General features: G+C 60.9%; 22 protein-coding genes. 17 read left to right on the top strand and 5 right to left on the bottom strand.

Annotated elements, in window-relative coordinates; all coding sequences use genetic code 11:
- Positions 1 to 21: 21 nt before the first annotated feature.
- A complete protein-coding gene (locus tag LCH97_RS07250; protein WP_227304519.1) occupies positions 22 to 1,026 on the bottom strand; it encodes a YeiH family protein in 1,005 nt (334 codons plus the stop codon).
- Positions 1,027 to 1,124: 98 nt separating this feature from the next.
- On the opposite strand from LCH97_RS07250, the gene LCH97_RS07245 reads away from it, so the two are divergent.
- The gene (locus LCH97_RS07245) at positions 1,125 to 2,003 is read left to right on the top strand and encodes a LysR family transcriptional regulator (protein WP_227304516.1); all 879 of its coding nucleotides are present in this window, start codon (positions 1,125 to 1,127) and stop codon (positions 2,001 to 2,003) included.
- Positions 2,004 to 2,112: 109 nt separating this feature from the next.
- Here the strand turns inward: LCH97_RS07245 and LCH97_RS07240 are convergent, their stop codons facing one another.
- The gene (locus tag LCH97_RS07240; protein ID WP_227304513.1) at positions 2,113 to 2,727 is read right to left on the bottom strand and encodes a LysE family translocator; all 615 of its coding nucleotides are present in this window, start codon (positions 2,725 to 2,727) and stop codon (positions 2,113 to 2,115) included.
- Between the two features lie 121 nt (positions 2,728 to 2,848).
- Here LCH97_RS07240 and LCH97_RS07235 point away from each other — a divergent pair, with 121 nt between their 5' ends.
- Positions 2,849 to 3,292, top strand: coding sequence for an Lrp/AsnC family transcriptional regulator (locus LCH97_RS07235; RefSeq protein ID WP_017508524.1), 444 nt, complete (start codon positions 2,849 to 2,851; stop codon positions 3,290 to 3,292).
- 95 nt (positions 3,293 to 3,387) lie between these two features.
- Here LCH97_RS07235 and LCH97_RS07230 read toward each other — a convergent pair whose 3' ends face one another.
- Complete coding sequence (locus LCH97_RS07230; RefSeq protein ID WP_227304510.1) at positions 3,388 to 3,729, bottom strand: hypothetical protein; 342 nt, start codon at positions 3,727 to 3,729, stop codon at positions 3,388 to 3,390.
- 10 nt (positions 3,730 to 3,739) lie between these two features.
- Positions 3,740 to 4,534 (bottom strand): prolipoprotein diacylglyceryl transferase, encoded by a 795-nt coding sequence (gene lgt / locus LCH97_RS07225; protein WP_227304507.1) that lies wholly within the window; start codon positions 4,532 to 4,534, stop codon positions 3,740 to 3,742.
- 220 nt (positions 4,535 to 4,754) lie between these two features.
- Here lgt and ilvD point away from each other — a divergent pair, with 220 nt between their 5' ends.
- Positions 4,755 to 6,611 carry a dihydroxy-acid dehydratase gene (gene ilvD / locus LCH97_RS07220; protein WP_227304503.1) on the top strand — a complete coding sequence of 619 codons (1,857 nt, stop codon included), beginning with the start codon at positions 4,755 to 4,757 and terminating at the stop codon, positions 6,609 to 6,611.
- Between the two features lie 756 nt (positions 6,612 to 7,367).
- Positions 7,368 to 8,069: a hypothetical protein gene (locus LCH97_RS07215; RefSeq protein WP_227304500.1), complete on the top strand. Its 702-nt coding sequence runs from the start codon at positions 7,368 to 7,370 to the stop codon at positions 8,067 to 8,069.
- Here LCH97_RS07215 and LCH97_RS07210 read toward each other — a convergent pair.
- A complete protein-coding gene (locus LCH97_RS07210) occupies positions 8,000 to 8,932 on the bottom strand; it encodes an IS5 family transposase (RefSeq protein WP_227301451.1) in 933 nt (310 codons plus the stop codon). The two genes, LCH97_RS07215 and LCH97_RS07210, sit on opposite strands and share 70 nt — an antisense overlap.
- Before the next feature lie 136 nt (positions 8,933 to 9,068).
- Here LCH97_RS07210 and LCH97_RS07205 point away from each other — a divergent pair, with 136 nt between their 5' ends.
- From LCH97_RS07205 to LCH97_RS07145, 13 genes are all read left to right on the top strand, one after another.
- Entirely contained in the window at positions 9,069 to 10,292 is a 1,224-nt protein-coding gene (locus tag LCH97_RS07205; protein ID WP_227304497.1) for a hypothetical protein, read from the top strand.
- 77 nt (positions 10,293 to 10,369) lie between these two features.
- Positions 10,370 to 10,888: an N-acetylmuramoyl-L-alanine amidase gene (locus tag LCH97_RS07200; protein ID WP_227304494.1), complete on the top strand. Its 519-nt coding sequence runs from the start codon at positions 10,370 to 10,372 to the stop codon at positions 10,886 to 10,888.
- Between the two features lie 4 nt (positions 10,889 to 10,892).
- Entirely contained in the window at positions 10,893 to 11,123 is a 231-nt protein-coding gene (locus tag LCH97_RS07195) for a hypothetical protein (RefSeq protein ID WP_227304491.1), read from the top strand.
- Positions 11,116 to 11,718: a hypothetical protein gene (locus tag LCH97_RS07190; RefSeq protein WP_227304488.1), complete on the top strand. Its 603-nt coding sequence runs from the start codon at positions 11,116 to 11,118 to the stop codon at positions 11,716 to 11,718. Before LCH97_RS07195 ends, LCH97_RS07190 begins: the two co-directional genes overlap by 8 nt.
- On the top strand, positions 11,715 to 12,092 hold the full coding sequence (locus tag LCH97_RS07185; protein WP_227304485.1) for a hypothetical protein: 378 nt from the start codon (positions 11,715 to 11,717) through the stop codon (positions 12,090 to 12,092). Before LCH97_RS07190 ends, LCH97_RS07185 begins: the two co-directional genes overlap by 4 nt.
- Positions 12,085 to 12,396: a hypothetical protein gene (locus tag LCH97_RS07180; RefSeq protein WP_017507949.1), complete on the top strand. Its 312-nt coding sequence runs from the start codon at positions 12,085 to 12,087 to the stop codon at positions 12,394 to 12,396. The genes LCH97_RS07185 and LCH97_RS07180 overlap by 8 nt, the downstream gene beginning before the upstream one ends.
- Position 12,397: 1 nt before the next feature.
- Positions 12,398 to 12,967 carry a DUF3486 family protein gene (locus tag LCH97_RS07175; protein WP_017507948.1) on the top strand — a complete coding sequence of 190 codons (570 nt, stop codon included), beginning with the start codon at positions 12,398 to 12,400 and terminating at the stop codon, positions 12,965 to 12,967.
- Entirely contained in the window at positions 12,967 to 14,586 is a 1,620-nt protein-coding gene (locus tag LCH97_RS07170; protein WP_227304482.1) for a hypothetical protein, read from the top strand. Before LCH97_RS07175 ends, LCH97_RS07170 begins: the two co-directional genes overlap by 1 nt.
- A complete protein-coding gene (locus tag LCH97_RS07165) occupies positions 14,583 to 16,049 on the top strand; it encodes a DUF935 domain-containing protein (protein ID WP_227304479.1) in 1,467 nt (488 codons plus the stop codon). Before LCH97_RS07170 ends, LCH97_RS07165 begins: the two co-directional genes overlap by 4 nt.
- Positions 16,042 to 16,875 carry a phage minor head protein gene (locus tag LCH97_RS07160; protein WP_227304476.1) on the top strand — a complete coding sequence of 278 codons (834 nt, stop codon included), beginning with the start codon at positions 16,042 to 16,044 and terminating at the stop codon, positions 16,873 to 16,875. The genes LCH97_RS07165 and LCH97_RS07160 overlap by 8 nt, the downstream gene beginning before the upstream one ends.
- Positions 16,872 to 17,324: a phage virion morphogenesis protein gene (locus LCH97_RS07155; protein ID WP_227304473.1), complete on the top strand. Its 453-nt coding sequence runs from the start codon at positions 16,872 to 16,874 to the stop codon at positions 17,322 to 17,324. The genes LCH97_RS07160 and LCH97_RS07155 overlap by 4 nt, the downstream gene beginning before the upstream one ends.
- Positions 17,325 to 17,554: 230 nt before the next feature.
- Positions 17,555 to 17,989 (top strand): hypothetical protein, encoded by a 435-nt coding sequence (locus LCH97_RS07150; RefSeq protein WP_227304470.1) that lies wholly within the window; start codon positions 17,555 to 17,557, stop codon positions 17,987 to 17,989.
- Complete coding sequence (locus LCH97_RS07145; RefSeq protein WP_227304467.1) at positions 17,986 to 18,435, top strand: hypothetical protein; 450 nt, start codon at positions 17,986 to 17,988, stop codon at positions 18,433 to 18,435. Before LCH97_RS07150 ends, LCH97_RS07145 begins: the two co-directional genes overlap by 4 nt.
- Positions 18,436 to 18,458 lie beyond the last annotated feature (23 nt).

Below are 18,458 nucleotides of genomic sequence, written 5' to 3'. Positions count from 1 at the left end.
GGCTACCACTTTATAAACCCCTCAGCCCAGCAGCCAGTTAAACAGCCCGCCGCCCAGCATCAGCCAGCCAAACAGCAGCCCGGCCAGCAGCAGCGGTTGCCAGCCGGCGGCGCGGATGGCGCTGGCGCGGGTGTCCAGCCCCAGCGCGGCCATGGCAGTGGCCAGCAGCAGGGTGGTCAGCTGCTGCAGTGGAGCCACCACGCTGGCCGGCAGCCAGCCGCTGCTGTTCAGCGCCACCATCGCCACAAAACCAAAAGCAAACCACGGTATGGTGATGCGGCCGCGCTGGCCGTGCGCCTGCGGCTGGCGGCGTTGCCACCAAGCTGCTAGCAGCAACAGGAACGGCGCCAGCATCATCACGCGCAGCATTTTGGTGAGCACGGCGGCGTTGGCCGCTTGGTCGCTTACCGCCTTGCCGGCGGCCACCACTTGCGCTACTTCGTGCAGGGTGGAGCCGGTCATCACACCGTAGGCGGTATCACTGACGCCCAGGCTGGCCAGCAGCGGGTAGGCCGCCGGGTACAGCAGCATGGCGAGGCTGCCGAATAGCACTACGCCGGCCACCGCCAGGCTGGCGCGCTCGCCGCTGGCGCGGATTACCGGCTGCGCCGCCATCACCGCGGCGGCGCCGCAGATGGCGCTACCGGCGCCGATCAGCACGCTGCTTTCACGGTCCAGCCCCAGGCGCGGGCCGGCCCACAGCGCCAGCGCGAAGGTGCTGCCCAGCACTGCGGCGTCGATCAGCCACACGGTGGGGCCTAGCTGGCCCAGCTCGCCCAGCGTCAGGCGCAGGCCGAACAGGACGATGCCGGTGCGCAGCAGCGTGGTTTTACAGAGTGCCAGCGTGGCCGGCGCCGGCCGGGTGTGGCGCGGGCCCAGGTTGGCCGCCAGCATGCCCAGCAGCATGGCCACGGTGAGGGCAGATACGCCGTGCGCGGCCAACCACGGCAGGGTGGCCAGCCACAGCGAGGCCAGCGCCAGTGCCAGTGCCAGCAGCAGGCCGTGTTGTTTATCCAGAATCTTCATATCGTTATTACCTCCATGAATAAGCCAAGCTTAGTGGGCTGCTATTCAGTGGTAAAACGGATAATATGAATGGTACCGATCACTAAAACCGATTAATTATGGCGCTAAGACTATCGCTGCGCGAACTGGAAGTGTTTGCCGCCGTGGCCACTTGCGAGTCGGTCACCCGTGCTGCCGCCGAGGTGGCGCTGTCGCAATCGGCCGCCAGCCAGGCGCTGGCGCAGCTGGAGCAGGCATTGGGCGTGCCCTTGTTCGACCGTATCGGCCGTGGCCTACAGCTGAACGAACACGGCCGTGCCCTGTTGCCCCGGGCGCGGACGCTGCTGGACGAAGCCGCGGCCTTGCAGGACCTGTTCGGCGAGGCGGCGCTGTCGCTGCGGCTGGGGGCCAGTACCACCATTGCCAACTACTTGTTGCCGCAGCGGCTGGCCACCTTGCGGCAACGTTGGCCGCACTGCCGCGTCAGCCTGCAGGTGGCCAATACCCGCGACATCGTGGCGGCGGTGGCGGCGCTACAAGCCGACTTCGGCCTGATCGAAGGCCCGAGCCACCACCCGGCGCTGCACAGCCTGCCTTGGCAGCAGGACGAGTTGCTGGTGTTTGCGGCGGCCAACCACCCGCTGGCCGGGCGGCAGGTTGGCCTGGCCGAACTGGCCGCCGCGCCGTGGCTGCTGCGAGAGGCGGGTTCCGGCACCCGCGAGGAAGTGGAGCGCGTGTTGCTGCCGCACCTGGGCAGCCTGAATGTGGAAATGGAGCTGGGCGATTCGGAGGCCATCAAGCGGGCGGTGGCGGCCGGGCTGGGCGTGAGCTGCCTGTCGCGCCGCGTGGTGGCCGAGCTGCTGGACAGCGGCGCGCTGGTGCCATTGCAAACGGCCTTGCCGCCGCTACAGCGCACGCTGTGGTGCATCCGTCACCGCGACAAAGCACCCGGCAGCAGCATGCGTGCCTTTCTGCAGCTGGATAGCCTGGCGCCATAGACACCGCTAACAAAACGCCTGAGCCTGTTTTGTGTTGCCTGGCCGTACCTTTGCGCCCCCCTAGCTAGGTGCGCTGCCTGCAGCTGTTCGTGGTGCTTGTTATCCGTGTTTAGCCTGCCAGCGTGCGCCACGCCATCAGCACGGCAAAGCCGATCAGCAGCACGCCGCATAGCTGGTTGATGCGCTGTTGCCCGGCGGGCCCCAGCCGCGCCAGCAGGCGCCCGCCGCCGTAGGCCAGCAACAGCCACCACAGCGCCGAGCCGGCAAACACGCCGGCCACCATCAGCGCGGCCTGTGCCGGCGTGGTGTGTTGGCCGCCAGCCAGGCTGGCAAAGACTGCAATAAACGACAGGATGGTCATCGGGTTGCTCAGCGTCAGCCCCAGCGCCGACAGATAAGCCATGGCCAGCCCGCCGCCTTCGCTGGCGCGGGCGGCATGGTTGGCCGCGGCGCGGCGCAGCGTGCCCACGCCCATGTACAGCAGCAGCGCGCTACCGGCCAGCGCCAGCGGCGTGGCGATGGCGCTAAGGGTGTGCAGCAGGGTGCCCATGCCGGCGGCACCGGCGCTGGCGTACAGGCCATCGGCGCTGGCGGCGCCCAGGCCGGTGACAAATCCGGCCGCCGGGCCACGGCGCAGCGTGCGTTCGATGCACAGCAGGCCGATGGGGCCGACCGGTGCGGCAATGGCCAGCCCGATGGCGGCCGCTTCCAGAAACAGGCTCATGGTGTTCTCCTTTGCTGCTGCATAGTGTGACGCGGCGTGGCGCGGTTGCCCATGCCGAGATGCAGGCGATGCGCTATGCTGGCCTAAGAAAATCAGGCCAGATGGCAGAAGGGCTTAACAAATGGAAGTGGATGCCAAATCGTGGGCCATTCTGGCCGCGCTGCAGGACAACGCCCGCCAGTCGCTGACCGAGCTGGCGCAAGCGGTGGGTTTGTCGGTGCCGGCGGTGTCGGAGCGCGTCAAGCGGCTGGAAGAGGCGGGGGTGATTCGCGGCTACCACGCGGTGGTGGCGCCGCTGAAGGCGGGCTACGCGCTGTCTGCGCTGGTGGGCATTACCGTGCCGCAGCCGGCCAAGAAAACCCTGCTGGACAGGTTGGCTGCCATGCCGGAGGTGCAGGAGTGCCACCACGTGACCGGGGTGGACTCCTACGTGTTTCGGGTGCTGGCGCGCGACGTGCAGCATCTGGAATTGCTGGTATCGCACCTGAACGACCTGGGCGAGACGCGTACCAGCATTATTCTGTCTACGCCGCTATCGGCGCGGCCGGTGTGCCCGCCGCGCTAGACGCTGGCGGTCGACCAGAATGGTGCCGGGTAAAACAACAAGGCCCTGCCATGCGGCAGGGCCTTGTTCGTTGCGGCCAACCTTGCGCCAGTCGCTTAATCCACGCGTATGTAGGCCCAGCCTTTGGCTTTCATGCAGCTGCTGTACATGTCTTCGCGCTGCTCGGCGTTGGCATCGAAGCTTTCGCGGCGCTCGGGCTCCCAATAGCCCGGTGTCCATGTGCACTGGTTGTTGGCGCCGCAGATCTGCCGCGGCGGCTGGAACGACGCAGCGCGCGCCACGCGTTCGCGCATGTCCGGCGGGAAGGCTTTGGCGGCCTCCTGTTTGCACGGGTAGCTTTCGGCGTCAAAGTTGCGGGTGCCGTCGCCGTGGCGCCACTGGTAGGTGGCGCAGCCGGCCAGCAGGCTGCACAGCAGCAGGGGAACGATGGCTTTCATCGCAGGCTCCTCAAGCAGTTTGCGGCTGGCGCGCTGCCCAGCGGTACAGCGCGATACCGGCCACGATCATCGGCAGGCTCAGCCATTGGCCCATGCTGATTACGTCGGACTGGCCGAAGATGCCGGCGTCCGGGGTGCGGAAGTATTCGGCGATGAAACGGAAGCTGCCGTAGCCGATCAGGAACACCGCCGACACCTGGCCCACCGGGCGGCGGCGTGCCGAGAACAGCCACAGGATGACAAACAGCGCCAGGCCTTCCAGCAGCGCCTGATACAGCTGCGACGGGTGGCGCGGCAGCATGTCTACGCGCGGGAAAATCATCGCCCACGGCAGATCGGCCGGTGCCACGCGGCCCCACAATTCGCCATTGATAAAGTTGCCGACGCGGCCTGCGGCCAACCCGGTGGGCACCAGCGGGGCAACAAAGTCGGCTACCCGCCAGAAACTGCTGCCTTGCTTGCGCGCAAACAGCGCCATGGCTACCAGTACGCCGATAAAGCCGCCGTGGAAGCTCATGCCGCCTTTCCACACCATCAGGATTTCTGCCGGGTGTTGCAGGTAGTAGCCGGGCTGGTAGAACAGCACTTCGCCCAGGCGGCCGCCCACCACCACACCCAGTACTGCCCAGGTGAGAAAGTCGTCCAGGTCCTTGGCGCTCCAGCCGCTCCACGGCTGGCTTTTCACGCGCAGATTGCCCAGCCACAGGAACAGGCCAAAGCCCAGCAGGTACATCAGGCCGTACCAGTGCACGGCCAGCGGGCCCAGGTGGATGGCGACGGGGTCAAACTGAGGATGGATCAGCATTTGTCAGTAATGTGCGTTTGCGGTAAAAGGAAGATCGAAATTATACGGAAAGCGCCAGGTGGCGTCCCGACGCGATCATGACGGGATGGTGCCATTAACAGAAACTTCACGCACCCGGAAGTTCCTGCCAGCTGCTCACAGAGGCGGCGATGCGCGCAAACAGGACAAGATTCAGGCTGCGCCCGTGTGGCGTAGGCAAAGAGACCCAAAGGATAAAGCCATGCCGCAATACCGCTCCAAAACCTCCACTGCAGGCCGCAATATGGCCGGTGCCCGTGCGCTGTGGCGCGCCACCGGCATGAAGGACGAAGACTTCCAGAAGCCGATTATCGCTATTGCCAACAGCTTTACCCAGTTCGTGCCCGGCCACGTACACCTGCACAATATGGGCCAGCTGGTGGCGCGTGAAATCGAGCGCGCTGGTGGCGTCGCCAAAGAATTCAACACCATCGCGGTGGACGACGGCATCGCCATGGGCCACGGCGGCATGCTGTACAGCCTGCCCAGCCGCGACCTGATCGCCGACAGCGTGGAATACATGGTCAACGCGCACTGCGCCGACGCGCTGGTGTGCATCTCCAACTGCGACAAGATCACCCCCGGCATGCTGATGGCCGCGCTGCGCCTCAACATCCCTGTGGTGTTTGTGTCCGGCGGCCCGATGGAGGCCGGCAAGGTGCAGTGGGGTAACGACATCCGCAAGCTGGACCTGGTGGACGCCATGGTGGAAGCGGCCAACAGCGCCGTGTCGGACGCCGAGGTGGACAAGGTAGAGCGCAGCGCCTGCCCGACCTGCGGCTCCTGTTCCGGCATGTTTACCGCCAACTCGATGAACTGCCTGACCGAGGCGCTGGGCCTGTCGCTGCCGGGCAACGGCAGCCTGCTGGCCACCCACGCCGACCGCAAGGAGCTGTTCCTGAAGGCCGGCCGCCTGATCGTGGAGATCACCAAGCGCCACTACGAGCAGGACGACTTCAGCGTGCTGCCGCGCAGTATCGCCACCAAGGCCGCGTTCGAGAACGCGATGAGCCTGGACGTGGCCATGGGCGGCTCCACCAATACCGTGCTGCACCTGCTGGCTGCCGCCAGCGAAGCCGGTGTGGATTTCAAGATGGCCGACATCGACCGCATCTCGCGCAGCGTGCCCTGCCTGTCCAAGGTGGCACCGGCCACGCAGAAGTACCATATGGAAGATGTACATCGCGCCGGTGGCGTGATCGCCATCCTGGCCGAGCTGGACCGCGCCGGCCTGATCCAGCGCGATGTACCCACCGTACACAGCCCCAGCATGGGCGCCGGTATCGAGGCCTGGGACGTAATGCGCCACGGCCCGGAAAGCGAGCCGCACCGCTTCTACCGCGCGGCACCTGGCGGCGTGCCGACCACCATCGCCTTCAGCCAGAGCATGCGCTACCCGACGCTGGACGACGACCGCGCCGGTGGCTGCATCCGCGACAAGGCCAACGCCTACTCGCAGGATGGCGGCCTGGCCGTGCTGTACGGCAATATCGCCGAGCGTGGCTGCATCGTGAAAACCGCTGGTGTGGACGATTCCATCCTCAAATTCACCGGCCGTGCCCGCGTGTTTGAAAGCCAGGACGACGCCGTGGCCGCTATCCTGGCTGACCAAGTGGTGGCCGGTGATGTCGTGGTGATCCGCTACGAAGGTCCGAAAGGCGGCCCTGGCATGCAGGAAATGCTGTACCCCACTAGCTACCTGAAATCCAAAGGCTTGGGCAAAGCCTGCGCGCTGCTGACCGACGGCCGCTTCTCGGGCGGTACCTCCGGCCTGTCCATTGGCCACGTGTCGCCGGAAGCCGCCGAAGGCGGTGCCATCGGCCTGGTGGAAGAGGGCGATACCATCGAGATCGACATCCCCAACCGTGGCATCCATCTGGTAGTCCGCGATGAAACGTTGGCCGCACGCCGCGCCGCACAGGAGGCCCGTGGCGCCCAGGCATGGAAACCGCAGGATCGACAGCGCGTGGTGAGCCCGGCGCTGCGTGCCTACGCTGCCATGACCACCAGCGCCGATACGGGTGCGGTGCGCGATGTATCGCAGGTAGAGCGCAAGTAAGCCACAGCCGGCCCGCCCGGCGTTACCGAGCCCAAGACAAACCCCGCTGGTTGTACAAGCGGGGTTTGTCTTTTTTACTAGCGGCTAGATGACACTTGTCGTGCAACTGGCATCCGTAAAAGTCGGAAGTCGCTGCTGTCTTCACGGGGCTGATACTGCTATTTCAAACACGGCGAAGCTTTGCGGGTCAGCATGCAGAGTGTGATAGCAACAGTTGCTATGCCTGATCGGCAGTGTTTACGGCATCAGTTGGGTTTGGCTGGCAGAGCCGCCTGCTATGCCGTGTGCTTGCTGTCGGCTAGTTGCTGCGCATCGCCTGTTAGCTTTTTTGGGCTTGGCAGAAGGCACTTTCCACTGCTTGTCTTTGCAAAGGCATACAGGCTCTGCGCTATGACTTATCTTGTGGATTGTGAGCAAGCGTGGTTGTACACCAGCTAGCTTGCACATAGGTGCGCTGTTTTTTGTGACATACGCGAAGTGCTTTGCGGGCACTGCTTTTTTTTTACCATGCTTGTATGTGTATTTTTCGATAATTAGTTATACGTGTTTTTAATAAATTAATTACTGTTGGCAATATAAATACTGGTGGTTTGGTGAATGTTGATGAGTAGTTCTCTTGGGGTTCTGATATTGAGCATTTTTTTTTGAGATTTAAAGTGTATGTGATTGAGTGTTGGTGGCTATAATTTCGTATTGTGGTGGGTGTGGCTATATTTTAATCAGAAAATTCAGGGCTGTTTTCTGGTGGAGTTTAAAATGCGCAGATTGGTCGATAATTTCAAATGTTTAATTTTGGTATGCCATATTTTGCCGGCTGCCGCGCTGGTGGTGCCCAATTTACCCATGGTTGGTACTTCGGTGTCGCAACCACCGCTGAATGTGTTGGTAGTAGGCCGCGACCGAAATATGTTCGTTGAAGCCTATAACGATGCGACTGATTTGGACGATGATGGCATATATGATGTAGAATTCAAGCCGTCTATCGATTACTACGGCTATTTCAATAGCAACGTATGCTACGAATACTCAACTGCTACCAACCGTTTCGAGGCGAGGCAGTACACGGCCGATAAAAAATGCGGTGGCAGCTACTGGTCTGGCAACCTGCTGAACTACGTTGCCATGTCGCGTGCGGACGTGCTGCGCAAGTCTTTATACGGCGGCCAACGCGAGGGCACTAGCGCAGTGCTGGTGCGCTCGCGCATACCGCGCGATGCCCATGCCTGGGGCAAGCAATTCACGGCCGATCTGTCAGGGCAGGGCAACCTGCTGGACTACGTGCCCGCGGACTTCAGGCTAGGAACCCTTTCTTCTTGTAATGATGGCAGCAACAGGGCTTTGTTGCACAAATCAGCCGTAGGTCGAACTACCCCAATCCCCAGACGGATTTATCCCATACGGACCGTTTGCGGCGTGCCCAGTGCTGTGAAGCGATTCAGAATCGCTGCACAGATTTGAAGCTCCGCTACTTGCCGGTCAAAGTCCCGTGACTTAACCCGATCTGCCAGCAATTTGAAACAGTGCATCTTCGTTTCGACCAAGCTGCGGCGATGGTAGCCACTCCACTTTTTCCAGAGCGCGCGCCCCAGATACTTCACCGCTCGTAGCGACTCATTGCGAGCCTGATTGCCCCGTAAATTCCCTTTCCAGAATTGGCCATTTCGACGTGGGGGAATGATGGCTGCCGCCCCACGCTCTGCAATCGCTGCGTAACATAGGCGTGTGTCGTACGCCCCATCCGTGGTGACGGTTACCAGTCCCTCTCCCGCCGGAATTTGCGATAGCAGCTCTGGCAGCATCGTGGCATCTCCAGTGCGATTGTCGGTCACTTCCATTGCCCGGATTTCCAGCGTTTGCGCATCTATGCCCAGATGCAGCTTGCGCCATTGGCGGCGGTAATCAGCGCCATGCTTTTTCACCTTCCACTCGCCTTCACCCATCATCTTGATGCCGGTGCTATCCACCAAGAGATGCAGACAACCTTGCTTTTTCTGTACCGGGATGCGGACTTGCAGGTCTTTCTGGCGGCGGGAAAGCGTGCTGAAGTCGGGGACGGCCCAGTCAAGGCCAGCCAGGCGCAACATACTTTCGACCATACCTGTGGCTTGCCGTAGCGCCAGGCCAAAGAGGCATTTGATGGTGAGACAGAACTGGATGGCAGCATCAGAAAAAGTTAGCTGCCGTCCCCGCCTGCCGGTAGCCGGTGCCAACCAGTTCATGCCTTTGTCGAGCCAGAGAAGGAGCTGCCCTCGTTGCTTGAGGGACTGGTTGTATGACTGCCAGTTGATGGTTTGGTACTTGGGAGGAAGGGGCTTGCTCATGCGGTCATTCTACCGGACGGACGCAAGCACTGATTTGTGCAACAAAGCCATGACGACGAATCATTGACTATCACAAACGTGCCTGAAGAACTCAAGATCAGGCTACGTAAAGAGATGCAACAAGACGACGGAGATAATGAGTAAGGTTACATTCCCGCTTCTGCTAAGTATTTATCGGAGCTTGGCATTTGACCAAAATGCCAAGGCCGGTACGCTTACCCTATCAAGTCAAGACTTGAGGGATACGCTTGCGTTGCTTTTGGAAGAGGAAAACCTTGATGACTCAGGAATGAGCCTGGCGTCTGGAAACCCTGACAAACTTGCAGTTGGGCAGACTGTACGCTTGCTCGTTGGGGAACCAAGGCTCGGCATTGGTGTGCTATCTAGCGATTTAGATGGCCTTCTCCGAACCAGGAAGGCCCGCATTGAAGAGCCAAAGAGATACTTTTTAATTGATAGCAAGTATGCTCCAGGAGATAGCTCTGTCCCCCCGGAGGTGCAGAGCTATAAAACTTTGCTCAGCTTCATCCTGCTACTCAGAGAAGCTGCGGCATACCTAGAAGCCGAAAGAGAAGAGCTGATATTCATTCACGAAGGAAAATTCACACTTCCAGTGAGCTATTGCAAAGCTGATCTTTTAGCCGCCGATCTGTCTGCCATAAAGAAGCTAGAAGACTCCTTCACGAACGATACTCACAAGGAGCAAAAGCTTGCCATCCTCGCAGATGCGGCAATAAGCATCGCTAAGGGGGCTTCTCCTGCTGAGCGGTTCCAGCGACTACTCTCTCATCTTCCTGAGCTGCAAAATAAGTTTGCCGATGGCTATCGGCTGTTCGTTTCCAACTTCTCTTATGACAAAGTCAGAAGTGAGCTCGAAGCAGCAAAGGTCGAATACACGGGGAAAATTCATAAGGTTTTTGCTGATATTCAGAACCAAATGCTTAGCATCCCAGTTGCTACGATCATAGTAGCCACACAAATGAAGGATGCCGGGTCTGAAAAAGCAACCAGCTATGAGACTTGGGTGAATTCTGCCGTATTACTTGGCTGCTGGATTTTTGTACTGTTGGTCGGTTTGCTGATCTGGAATCAGAGGCATACGCTCGAGGTGCTGAAGGGTGAAATCACACGTCAGAAAGATCTCATTCAGAAAAAGCATCAAACCGTTGCTCCAACGTTCAACGACATCTTTGCGATGTTAGACGCACGATTGTCCATGCAGCGTCGCATTCTATGGGCAATTGCTTTTGTACTAATCATTGGGCTTGTTTTAGCTCATGTCGTGTACTTCTGCCTCACTCCCGCTGCTTGGTTATGGTTGGAAAGTGTTACTTCCGTAATTCCTATAGTTTTCTGCTGAATCTCTCTAATCTCGATTAAAAGCCCCTCCCGAACATGCCGCCGACAATGGCGGCATGTTCACGTCTGGAGGGGATCATGTCTCGTACCATCAACTGCATCGTTATCCACTGCTCGGCCAGCGCCAATGGCCGTCAGCTGGGTAGCCCTACCAAAAGCGCCGCAGCGGTCATCGATATCTGGCATGCCCAGCGTGGCTTCAAGCGCCAGCCGGCTGCGCTGACACAGCTCAACCCGCATCTACCCGCCATCGGCTACCACTTCGTGCTGGATACCGATGGCAGCAAGCACACCGGCCGAGGCATTGCCGAGGTAGGCGCCCACGCCCAGGGTTTCAACGCCCAATCCATCGGCATCTGTCTGGTAGGCACCAGCCGTTTTACCCGGGCGCAGTGGGATGCACTACACAGCCTGGTAAAAGCGCTGAAGGCGCAGTACCCGGCTGCCCGCGTGGTAGGCCACCGTGACCTGTCGCCAGACAAGGATGGCGACGGCACCGTGGAGCCTGGCGAGTGGCTCAAAACCTGCCCTGGCTTCAACGTGGCCGATTGGCTGCAGGGTGGGTTGAAGCCACTGGTTGGCAGCCTGCAGGAGTAAGCCCATGCGCCTGTCTGATCTGTTTACCAACCCAGCCAGCGGCCGTCTGAGCCACAGCAAGCTGTGGGCCAATGTGGCCTGCGCCTCTGCCACTGGCATGTTCATCTACCAGGGCGTGGCTGGCCAGCTGACTACCGATACCTGGCTGGTCTATCTAGGCGTGGTGGGCGGCTACTCGGCTGCCCGTAGCTGGATTGCCGCCAAGCGCGACAAGCAGGAGGCCAGCAATGCTTGATACCCCCTTCATCGCCACCCGCCTGCAGGCGGCACTGGCTGGCTTGGGCCTGATCGCCATCACAACCCTGGCGGCCGGTGCCGGGGGTTACGGTCTGGGCCACCGCTCGGCCCAGGCCAAGGGCGAGACCGCGCTGGCTAACCTCAAGCGTGACCACGCCTTGCTGATGTCGACCGCCGCCGGGCAGGCCCTGGACAAAGAGCGCGAGCTGACCGCCACCGCCAACCAGCTGGGTTTCCAGTTGCTGCAGGCGCGTGCCCGGCACGCCGAAGATACCGACCAACTGAAACGGAGAATCACCCGTGTCACCAGCCAATACCGCCCGGCGCCTGATGCGCCGCTGCAGCCTGTTCCTCAGTGCGTTTTCACTCATGGCTTTGTCGGCGTGTACAACGGCGCCATCGGTGCCGCCCCTGTGCCCCCAACCATCCCTGCCGCCGGCGCTGCTGATGCGGCCGACCCCGCCGAAGCCCTTGATGCCGGGGTACAGCAGGCTGACATCCTGGAACACATCACCGACTACGGACAGCGCTGCCGCAACATCGAGTCACAGCTGAACCGCCTACTGGACTGGCATGAAGGGAGCAAGCCATGACCGTACAAGTAGAGTTCTGGCAGCTACTCACGTTGTTGCTGGCTTTCTTTGGCTTTGTCGCCGGCGGCGCCAAGGTGCTGTTCAGTCAGATAGACCGTCGCCTGGACGAGCGCTTCCAGGCGCTGGAAGACGCCCGCAAGATGGCCGACACCGCCATGCAGGCCACGCTCACCCGCCACGCCGAAGAAGAACAGAAAGTGGTCACCCGGCTGCAGGCACTGGACCGCGACTTCCTGCAGTGGAAAGCCGAGCTGCCGCTGCAGTACGTGCGCCGCGAAGACTATATCCGCAACCAGACCGTGATCGAGGCCAAGCTTGATGCGGTGGCGTTGCGCCTTGAGAACTGGCAACTAAAAGGGGCCAACCGTGATTGATCAAGCCAAAGTACGCCGTGAAAGTCTGCGCTGGTATTTGCTGCTGGCGTTGTACAACGCCCGCCCGGAGGAGCTGTCCGAGGGGCCTATCCAGATGACCATGCAGTCCATCTATCCGGACGTGACGCCGATTGAAGTCCGGCGCGAGCTGGACTACCTGTCTGACCGTGACCTGGTCGAGCTGCGCAAGGAACCTTCCGGCCGCTGGTGGGGCAGCCTGACCCGCTACGGCACCGACATTGCCGAGTACACCATCGACTGCGAACCCGGTATTGCCCGGCCGCAGAAGTACTGGAGCCAGTGATATGGCCCGCCGCAACAGTGTTGGCCAACTGCCCCAGTCGGTACGCGAGTGGCTTGATAAGTCTCTGGTGGAGGGCAACTTCAGTGGCTACCAGCTGCTGGAAGCCGCGCTGCGCGACAAGGGTTTCGCCATCAGCAAATCTGCCATCCACCGCTACGGCCAGAAGATTGAGCGCCGCTTCGCCGCCATCAAGGCCAGCACCGAGGCTGCGCGTCTCTTGACCGAAGGTGCGGCCGACGACCAGGACGCTCGCTCCGAAGCCGTGATCGCCCTGGTGCAGACCGAGCTGTTCGAGAGCATCGTCAACCTGCAGGAGGCCGGTGACGAAGACGTCGACCCGGCAGAGCGCATCGGTCTGCTATCCAGTGCGGCCAAGAACATTGCCACCCTGGCCCGCGCCAGCGTGAACCAGAAACGCTTCCGTCTGGACGAGCAAGCCCGCATCGAGCGCGAGGCCCGCGCCCAGCTGCTGGCCGAGCAGGAAGAAAAGCTGGAAGAAATGCGCGGCGCAGATGGTATGAGCGAGCAGATGGAAGCACGCATCCGCCGCATTTTGCTGGGTAAAGAGTGATGGCCAAGCAAGCTGCACAAGCCGCCTCTACGCTGACGCCGGTCGGCACGCCGCGCAAGATCGACCTGGCCGAGGAGCTAGAGCTGGCCGGCGTGGTGGTACCGCAAGAGGTGGCCGACGCCATCCCTTCTAATCAGCCGGTATTCCTGCCGTACCAGCAGCGCTGGTTCGAAGACGAAGCCCAGATCATGTTCGCGGAGAAGTCGCGCCGTACCGGCCTGACCTGGGCAGAGGCCGGTCGCAACGTGGTGAAGGCGGCCCGGCCGCGCCGCCGCCAGGGCTGCAATACCTTCTACGTAGGCAGCAAGAAGGAAATGGCGCTGGAGTACATCGCCGCCTGCGCACTGTTCGCCAAGGCGTTCAACGAGCTGGCGCAGGCCGACGTGTACGAGCAGACCTTCTGGGATGAGGGGAAGCAGGAAGAAATCCTCACCTACATGATCCGCTTCCCGAAGTCCGGCTTCAAAATCCAGGCGCTATCCAGCCGGCCGTCCAACCTGCGCGGCTTGCAGGGCGATGTGGTGATCGACGAGGCCGCCTTCCACGACAGCCTGGAAGAGCTGCTGAAGGCCGCGCTGGCACTGACCATGTGGGGCAACAAGGTACGGTTGATCAGCACGCACAACGGCGTGGAGAACCTTTTCAACCAGTACATCGAAGACGCCCGCGCCGGTCGCAAGGATTACAGCATCCACCGCATCACCCTGGACGATGCCATCGCGGATGGCCTGTACAAGCGCATCTGCTACGTGACCGGCCAGACCTGGACGCCGGAAGGCGAAAAGAAATGGCGCGATGACCTGTACAAGAACGCGCCCAATACCGAGTCTGCCGAGGAAGAATACGGCTGCATTCCCAAGCACAGCGGCGGTGCCTGGCTGTCGCGTGCCCTGGTGGAGTCGCGCATGTCGGCCGATACACCGGTGCTGCGCTGGGCATGCCCGCCGGGCTTCGAGCTGCTGCCCGATCACATCCGCATCGCCGATTGCCGCGACTGGCTGGAGGAACATCTGGCGCCGCTGCTGGCTGCACTACCGACAGATGCCATCAGCTTTAACGGCGAAGACTTTGGCCGCACCGGCGACCTTACCGTGCACGTGCCGCTGATCCAGCAGCAAAACCTGGTACGCCGTGTGCCCTTCATCCTGGAGCTGCGCAATGTGCCGTTCCGCCAGCAGGAGCAAGTGTGCTTTTACCTGCTAGATCGTTTGCCGGGCTTTACCGGCGGCGCCTTCGATGCACGTGGCAACGGCCAGTTTCTGGCCGAGTACGCCATGCAACGCTACGGTGCCAGCCGTATCCAGCAGGTGATGCTGACCGAGTCCTGGTACCGGGAACACATGCCGCCGGTGAAAGCTGCGCTCGAGGACGGCACGCTGGATGGCCTGCCCAAAGACGCCGATGTGCTGGCCGACTTACGGGCGGTACAAATCGTCAAGGGCGTCCCTCGTATCCCGGATAGTCGCAGTACCGGAGAAGACCAGGGCAAACGCCACGGTGATGCCGCCGTGGCAGTGGCGCTGGCTTACTTTGCCAGCCGCGAAATCAACAAAGGCCCGGTGACGGTGAAGTCCCGCCGCCGTCGCTCCGGCACCAAAATTACCCAGGGGTACCAATGAAAGCTAAAGGCATGTGGGTCAGCCCCACCGAGTTTGTCCAGTTCGGGGAGCCACGCAAATCGCTGTCCGAGCAGATCGCCACGCGCGAGCGCAGTATCGACTTCCACACCCTGGGCATGTATTTGCCCAACCCGGACAGCGTACTGAAAGCACTGGGTAAGGACATCAAGGTCTATCGCGAGCTGCGTGCCGATGCCCATGTAGGCGGCTGCATCCGCCGTCGTAAGGCGGCGGTGAAGGCGCTGGAATGGGGGCTGGATCGTGACAAGGCCAAGAGCCGTGTGGCCAAGTCGATCGAGAGCATCTTAGCCGACCTGGACCTATCCAGAATCATCACCGAGATGCTGGACGCCGTGCTCTACGGCTACCAGCCGATGGAGGTGATGTGGGGCAAGGTTGGCGGCTACGTAGTGCCGATCGACATCATCGGCAAGCCGGCCGACTGGTTCGTGTACGACCAGGACAACCAGCTGCGCTTCCGCTCCAGGCACAACCGACTCCATGGCGAGGCGCTACCCGCACGCAAGTTCCTGGTGCCACGCCAGGACGCCAGCTATGACAACCCCTACGGCTTTGCCGACCTGTCCATGGTGTTCTGGCCCACTACCTTCAAGAAGGGTGGCCTCAAGTTCTGGGTGCAATTCACCGAGAAGTACGGCGCGCCGTGGATCATCGGCAAACACCCGCGCAGCGCCACGCCGGCCGAGACCGATCTGTTGCTGGACAACCTGGAAGCCATGGTGCAGGACGCGGTGGCGGTGATCCCTGATGATGCCAGCGTAGAGATCAAGGAAGCGGCCGGCAAGACCGGTAGCGCCGAGGTATATGAGCGCCTGCTGACCTTCTGCCGCTCAGAGGTGTCGATTGCCCTCTTGGGGCAAAACCAGACCACCGAGGCCACCGCTAACCGCGCCTCGGCCCAGGCCGGACTGGAGGTCACCCGCGACATCCGCGACGGTGACAAAGCCATTGTTGAAGAGGCGATGAACACCCTGATCCGCTGGGTGTGCGAGCTGAACTGGGGCGACGGCTCCCGCCCGGTGTTCTCGCTGTGGGAGCAGGAGGAAGTCGACAAGGTGCTGGCCGAGCGTGACGAGAAGCTGACCCGCGCCGGTGCCAAGCTGACACCGGCCTACTTCAAGCGTGCCTATAAGCTGCAGGACGGTGACCTGGTCGAGGCGGCCACTCCCGATACGCCGGCGGCCGAATTTGCCGAGGCCGAAGAAGCACCTGACCAGGACGCGCTGGACGCAGCCCTCGATGCGCTGTCGACCGATGCCCTGAATGCCGACGCTCAGGCGATGTTGGCGCCGCTGTTAAAGCGGATTGAAGGCGGTGCCCAACCCGATGCGCTGCTCGGCACGCTGGCCGAGCTATACCCGGAGATGGACGCCAGTGGCCTGCAGGAGCGCCTGGCGCGAGCTCTCTTTGTTGCCAAGCTGTGGGGGCGCCTCCATGGCTAAAGTGGATCTCGCTTACTGCATGAGCCTGGAGCCGAAGAAGGCGGTCGAGTACCTGAAGAACAAGGGCTACGCCGTCACTTGGTACTGGGAGGAACTATGGCAAGACGCACAGGCCCAGGCGTTCACCGTGGCCAAGGCCACGCGCCTGGACATCCTGCAGGACATCCGCGAAGCGGTGGGGAAAGCACTGGCTGAGGGCAAGACCTTTGCCTGGTTCAAAAAGGAGCTGACGCCGGTGCTGCAGGCCAAGGGCTGGTGGGGCAAGCAGGAGCACGTCGATACCGACACCGGCGAGATCAGCCAGGTGCAGCTGGGCAGCCCGTGGCGCCTGCAGACCATCTTCCGCACCAATCTGCAGACCGCCTACATGGCCGGCCGTTGGCAAGCCCAGATCGAGAACGTCGACGACCGCCCGTACTGGCGCTACGTCGCCATCCTGGACGGCAGCACCCGACCCAGCCACCGCGCGATGAACGGCAAAGTGCTGCGCTACGATGACCCGTTCTGGCAATCGTTCTACCCGCCCAACGGCTGGGGTTGCCGCTGCCGGGTCACCACCCTGTCGGCAGACGACATCACGGCGCGGGGCGTGCAGGTGGAAACGTCCGAAGGCAAGCTGGGCACTGCGATGAAGACCGTTTCGGTGAAAACCGGCGAGGAGCGCGAGGTGGCCACCTTCCGTGCCGTCGACCCTGCCACAGGCAAAACGGTCACCGTCTCGCCAGACGTGGGCTGGAGCTACAACCCCGGTGCCGCCGCCTGGGTACCCGACCTTGGGCGCTATACCGGCAAGCTGGCCTCGCTGGCCAGGAAGGAACTCCGATGAGCGACTTCGTCAGTATCACCGTCGACGATAGCCAGCTGCAGGCGGCGCTGGCGCGGTTGGAGTCGTCGGTGCTCGATATGACCCCGGCCATGCGCAAGATTGCCGGCACGCTGGCCATGGTGGTGGAAGACAACTTTGCTGCCGAAGGCCGGCCGCGCTGGACGCCCAGCCAACGAGCCAGCAGCGAGAACGGTGTCACCCTGCAGCAGACCGGCCGCCTGGCCTCGTCCATCGTCACGGACTATGACGCCGCCTCGGTGGTGATCGGTAGTAATGCCGAGTACGCCCGCATCCACCAGGTGGGCGGCCAAGCCGGCCGTGGCCACGCGGTAGAGTTGCCAGCACGCCCTTATCTGCCCGTCACCGCAGACGGCGATCTGCAGCCCGAAGCCAGCGAAGCGGTGCTCGGCACCGTGCTGCGCCACCTGAAAACCGCTGCCGGAATCTAGCCGCTCTGGCGGCGTTGTGACCTCTCTGACGCGCAACGGTAGCCCTTAGCCCCGCTCACAAAGCCATAAAGCTTTATAAAGGCTTTAGAAATTCGGTATATTGTGCGCTTGGCATCGCTAGCACAGGAATACAGGATGGCAGCTTCCTAAATGGGTGATGCAGTTTCCACAGTTGCTTTTTGATCTGCATGATTAACATCACCAACGCTGGAGTTTAGCCCTAGGCTGCCATGGACAAAGTTGATGGGGGGGACATGCCTGAGAATGTCTTTGAAGATCGGGTCATTACAGAAACAGTGCCCGTGCATGGCTCGTTCACAGGCATGTCGATAGGCACGTTTCAAGAAGACTTCCAACTGTGTGAAGCAGACTTTCTTCGCCTTACCAATGAATCAACACCGCTTACAAGCTGGGCAGTGAATGTGTTTTTCGCCTCCGTTGGATACGCAATGAGTATTCTCCCAAAGTGGATATCGGAAATCACCGGAAAGTCCGAAGCTGTCACAAAAAGTGAATGGATTGTGCTAATCGCTGGCTTGCTTGTTAGTGCTGTGCTTTTTATCTTGAGCAAGTTTGTGGCTAACGAGAAAAAAGAGCTCTTGGGGCGTATGAGCACGCATTTCAAATCTGCACCTAAGACACGCCTTGTCAGAGGGCAAAAATGATTACTACTGAAAATTTACCGGTAGACTACAAGCCCTACGACTATTTGAACTTCTGCAGCAATGTGATCAATGGTGGTGGCCATATCTTTGCAGTTGGAAAAACCCTACCCCTACTGATTGGGGTTGGACCGGCGCCTAGAGTTTGGCTTCAAGCTGTAGCAGCACCTGGAAGTAAAGAGTTCGTACCTATCGTGGCAGACTCCATCTCAACGCACCCAGCCGTTAGTGTTGAGACCATGGGAAGCAAGATTGTTGTTTCTGTGCATGGAAAAATAGTACTCAAGGCGGAAACAAAGGGTGATCTCAAAGCCTCAGTTTCAGAAATTGACTTCCGTCCACTTGGTTTAAATGTAATAGGATCCCCGATGGGTCTTAGTCTTGGTGGCATGCAACTTAGTCGTAACACCTTCACTAATGTTGGTATTGCATTCGGGCTAGGCGAGTAAGCCAACTTATTCAGCCTCTGGCC

Origin of the sequence: Vogesella sp. XCS3 (genome assembly GCF_020616155.1) — a bacterium.
GTDB lineage: Bacteria > Pseudomonadota > Gammaproteobacteria > Burkholderiales > Chromobacteriaceae > Vogesella.
The sequence above is the reverse complement of the archived record's forward strand: the minus strand, read 5'-3'. Positions and strand labels throughout refer to the sequence as shown.

Coding starts and splice junctions, on each gene's coding strand:
- LCH97_RS07185 (WP_227304485.1), top strand. CDS start 11,715: ATGACCGTACAAGTAGAGTTCTGGCAGCTACTCACGTTGTTGCTGGCT.
- ilvD (WP_227304503.1), top strand. CDS start 4,755: ATGCCGCAATACCGCTCCAAAACCTCCACTGCAGGCCGCAATATGGCC.
- LCH97_RS07170 (WP_227304482.1), top strand. CDS start 12,967: ATGGCCAAGCAAGCTGCACAAGCCGCCTCTACGCTGACGCCGGTCGGC.
- LCH97_RS07250 (WP_227304519.1), bottom strand. CDS start 1,026: ATGAAGATTCTGGATAAACAACACGGCCTGCTGCTGGCACTGGCACTG.
- LCH97_RS07215 (WP_227304500.1), top strand. CDS start 7,368: ATGCGCAGATTGGTCGATAATTTCAAATGTTTAATTTTGGTATGCCAT.
- LCH97_RS07245 (WP_227304516.1), top strand. CDS start 1,125: ATGGCGCTAAGACTATCGCTGCGCGAACTGGAAGTGTTTGCCGCCGTG.
- lgt (WP_227304507.1), bottom strand. CDS start 4,534: ATGCTGATCCATCCTCAGTTTGACCCCGTCGCCATCCACCTGGGCCCG.
- LCH97_RS07175 (WP_017507948.1), top strand. CDS start 12,398: ATGGCCCGCCGCAACAGTGTTGGCCAACTGCCCCAGTCGGTACGCGAG.
- LCH97_RS07235 (WP_017508524.1), top strand. CDS start 2,849: ATGGAAGTGGATGCCAAATCGTGGGCCATTCTGGCCGCGCTGCAGGAC.
- LCH97_RS07165 (WP_227304479.1), top strand. CDS start 14,583: ATGAAAGCTAAAGGCATGTGGGTCAGCCCCACCGAGTTTGTCCAGTTC.
- LCH97_RS07145 (WP_227304467.1), top strand. CDS start 17,986: ATGATTACTACTGAAAATTTACCGGTAGACTACAAGCCCTACGACTAT.
- LCH97_RS07205 (WP_227304497.1), top strand. CDS start 9,069: ATGAGTAAGGTTACATTCCCGCTTCTGCTAAGTATTTATCGGAGCTTG.
- LCH97_RS07160 (WP_227304476.1), top strand. CDS start 16,042: ATGGCTAAAGTGGATCTCGCTTACTGCATGAGCCTGGAGCCGAAGAAG.
- LCH97_RS07210 (WP_227301451.1), bottom strand. CDS start 8,932: ATGAGCAAGCCCCTTCCTCCCAAGTACCAAACCATCAACTGGCAGTCA.
- LCH97_RS07230 (WP_227304510.1), bottom strand. CDS start 3,729: ATGAAAGCCATCGTTCCCCTGCTGCTGTGCAGCCTGCTGGCCGGCTGC.
- LCH97_RS07190 (WP_227304488.1), top strand. CDS start 11,116: ATGCTTGATACCCCCTTCATCGCCACCCGCCTGCAGGCGGCACTGGCT.
- LCH97_RS07200 (WP_227304494.1), top strand. CDS start 10,370: ATGTCTCGTACCATCAACTGCATCGTTATCCACTGCTCGGCCAGCGCC.
- LCH97_RS07240 (WP_227304513.1), bottom strand. CDS start 2,727: ATGAGCCTGTTTCTGGAAGCGGCCGCCATCGGGCTGGCCATTGCCGCA.
- LCH97_RS07195 (WP_227304491.1), top strand. CDS start 10,893: ATGCGCCTGTCTGATCTGTTTACCAACCCAGCCAGCGGCCGTCTGAGC.
- LCH97_RS07150 (WP_227304470.1), top strand. CDS start 17,555: ATGGACAAAGTTGATGGGGGGGACATGCCTGAGAATGTCTTTGAAGAT.
- LCH97_RS07155 (WP_227304473.1), top strand. CDS start 16,872: ATGAGCGACTTCGTCAGTATCACCGTCGACGATAGCCAGCTGCAGGCG.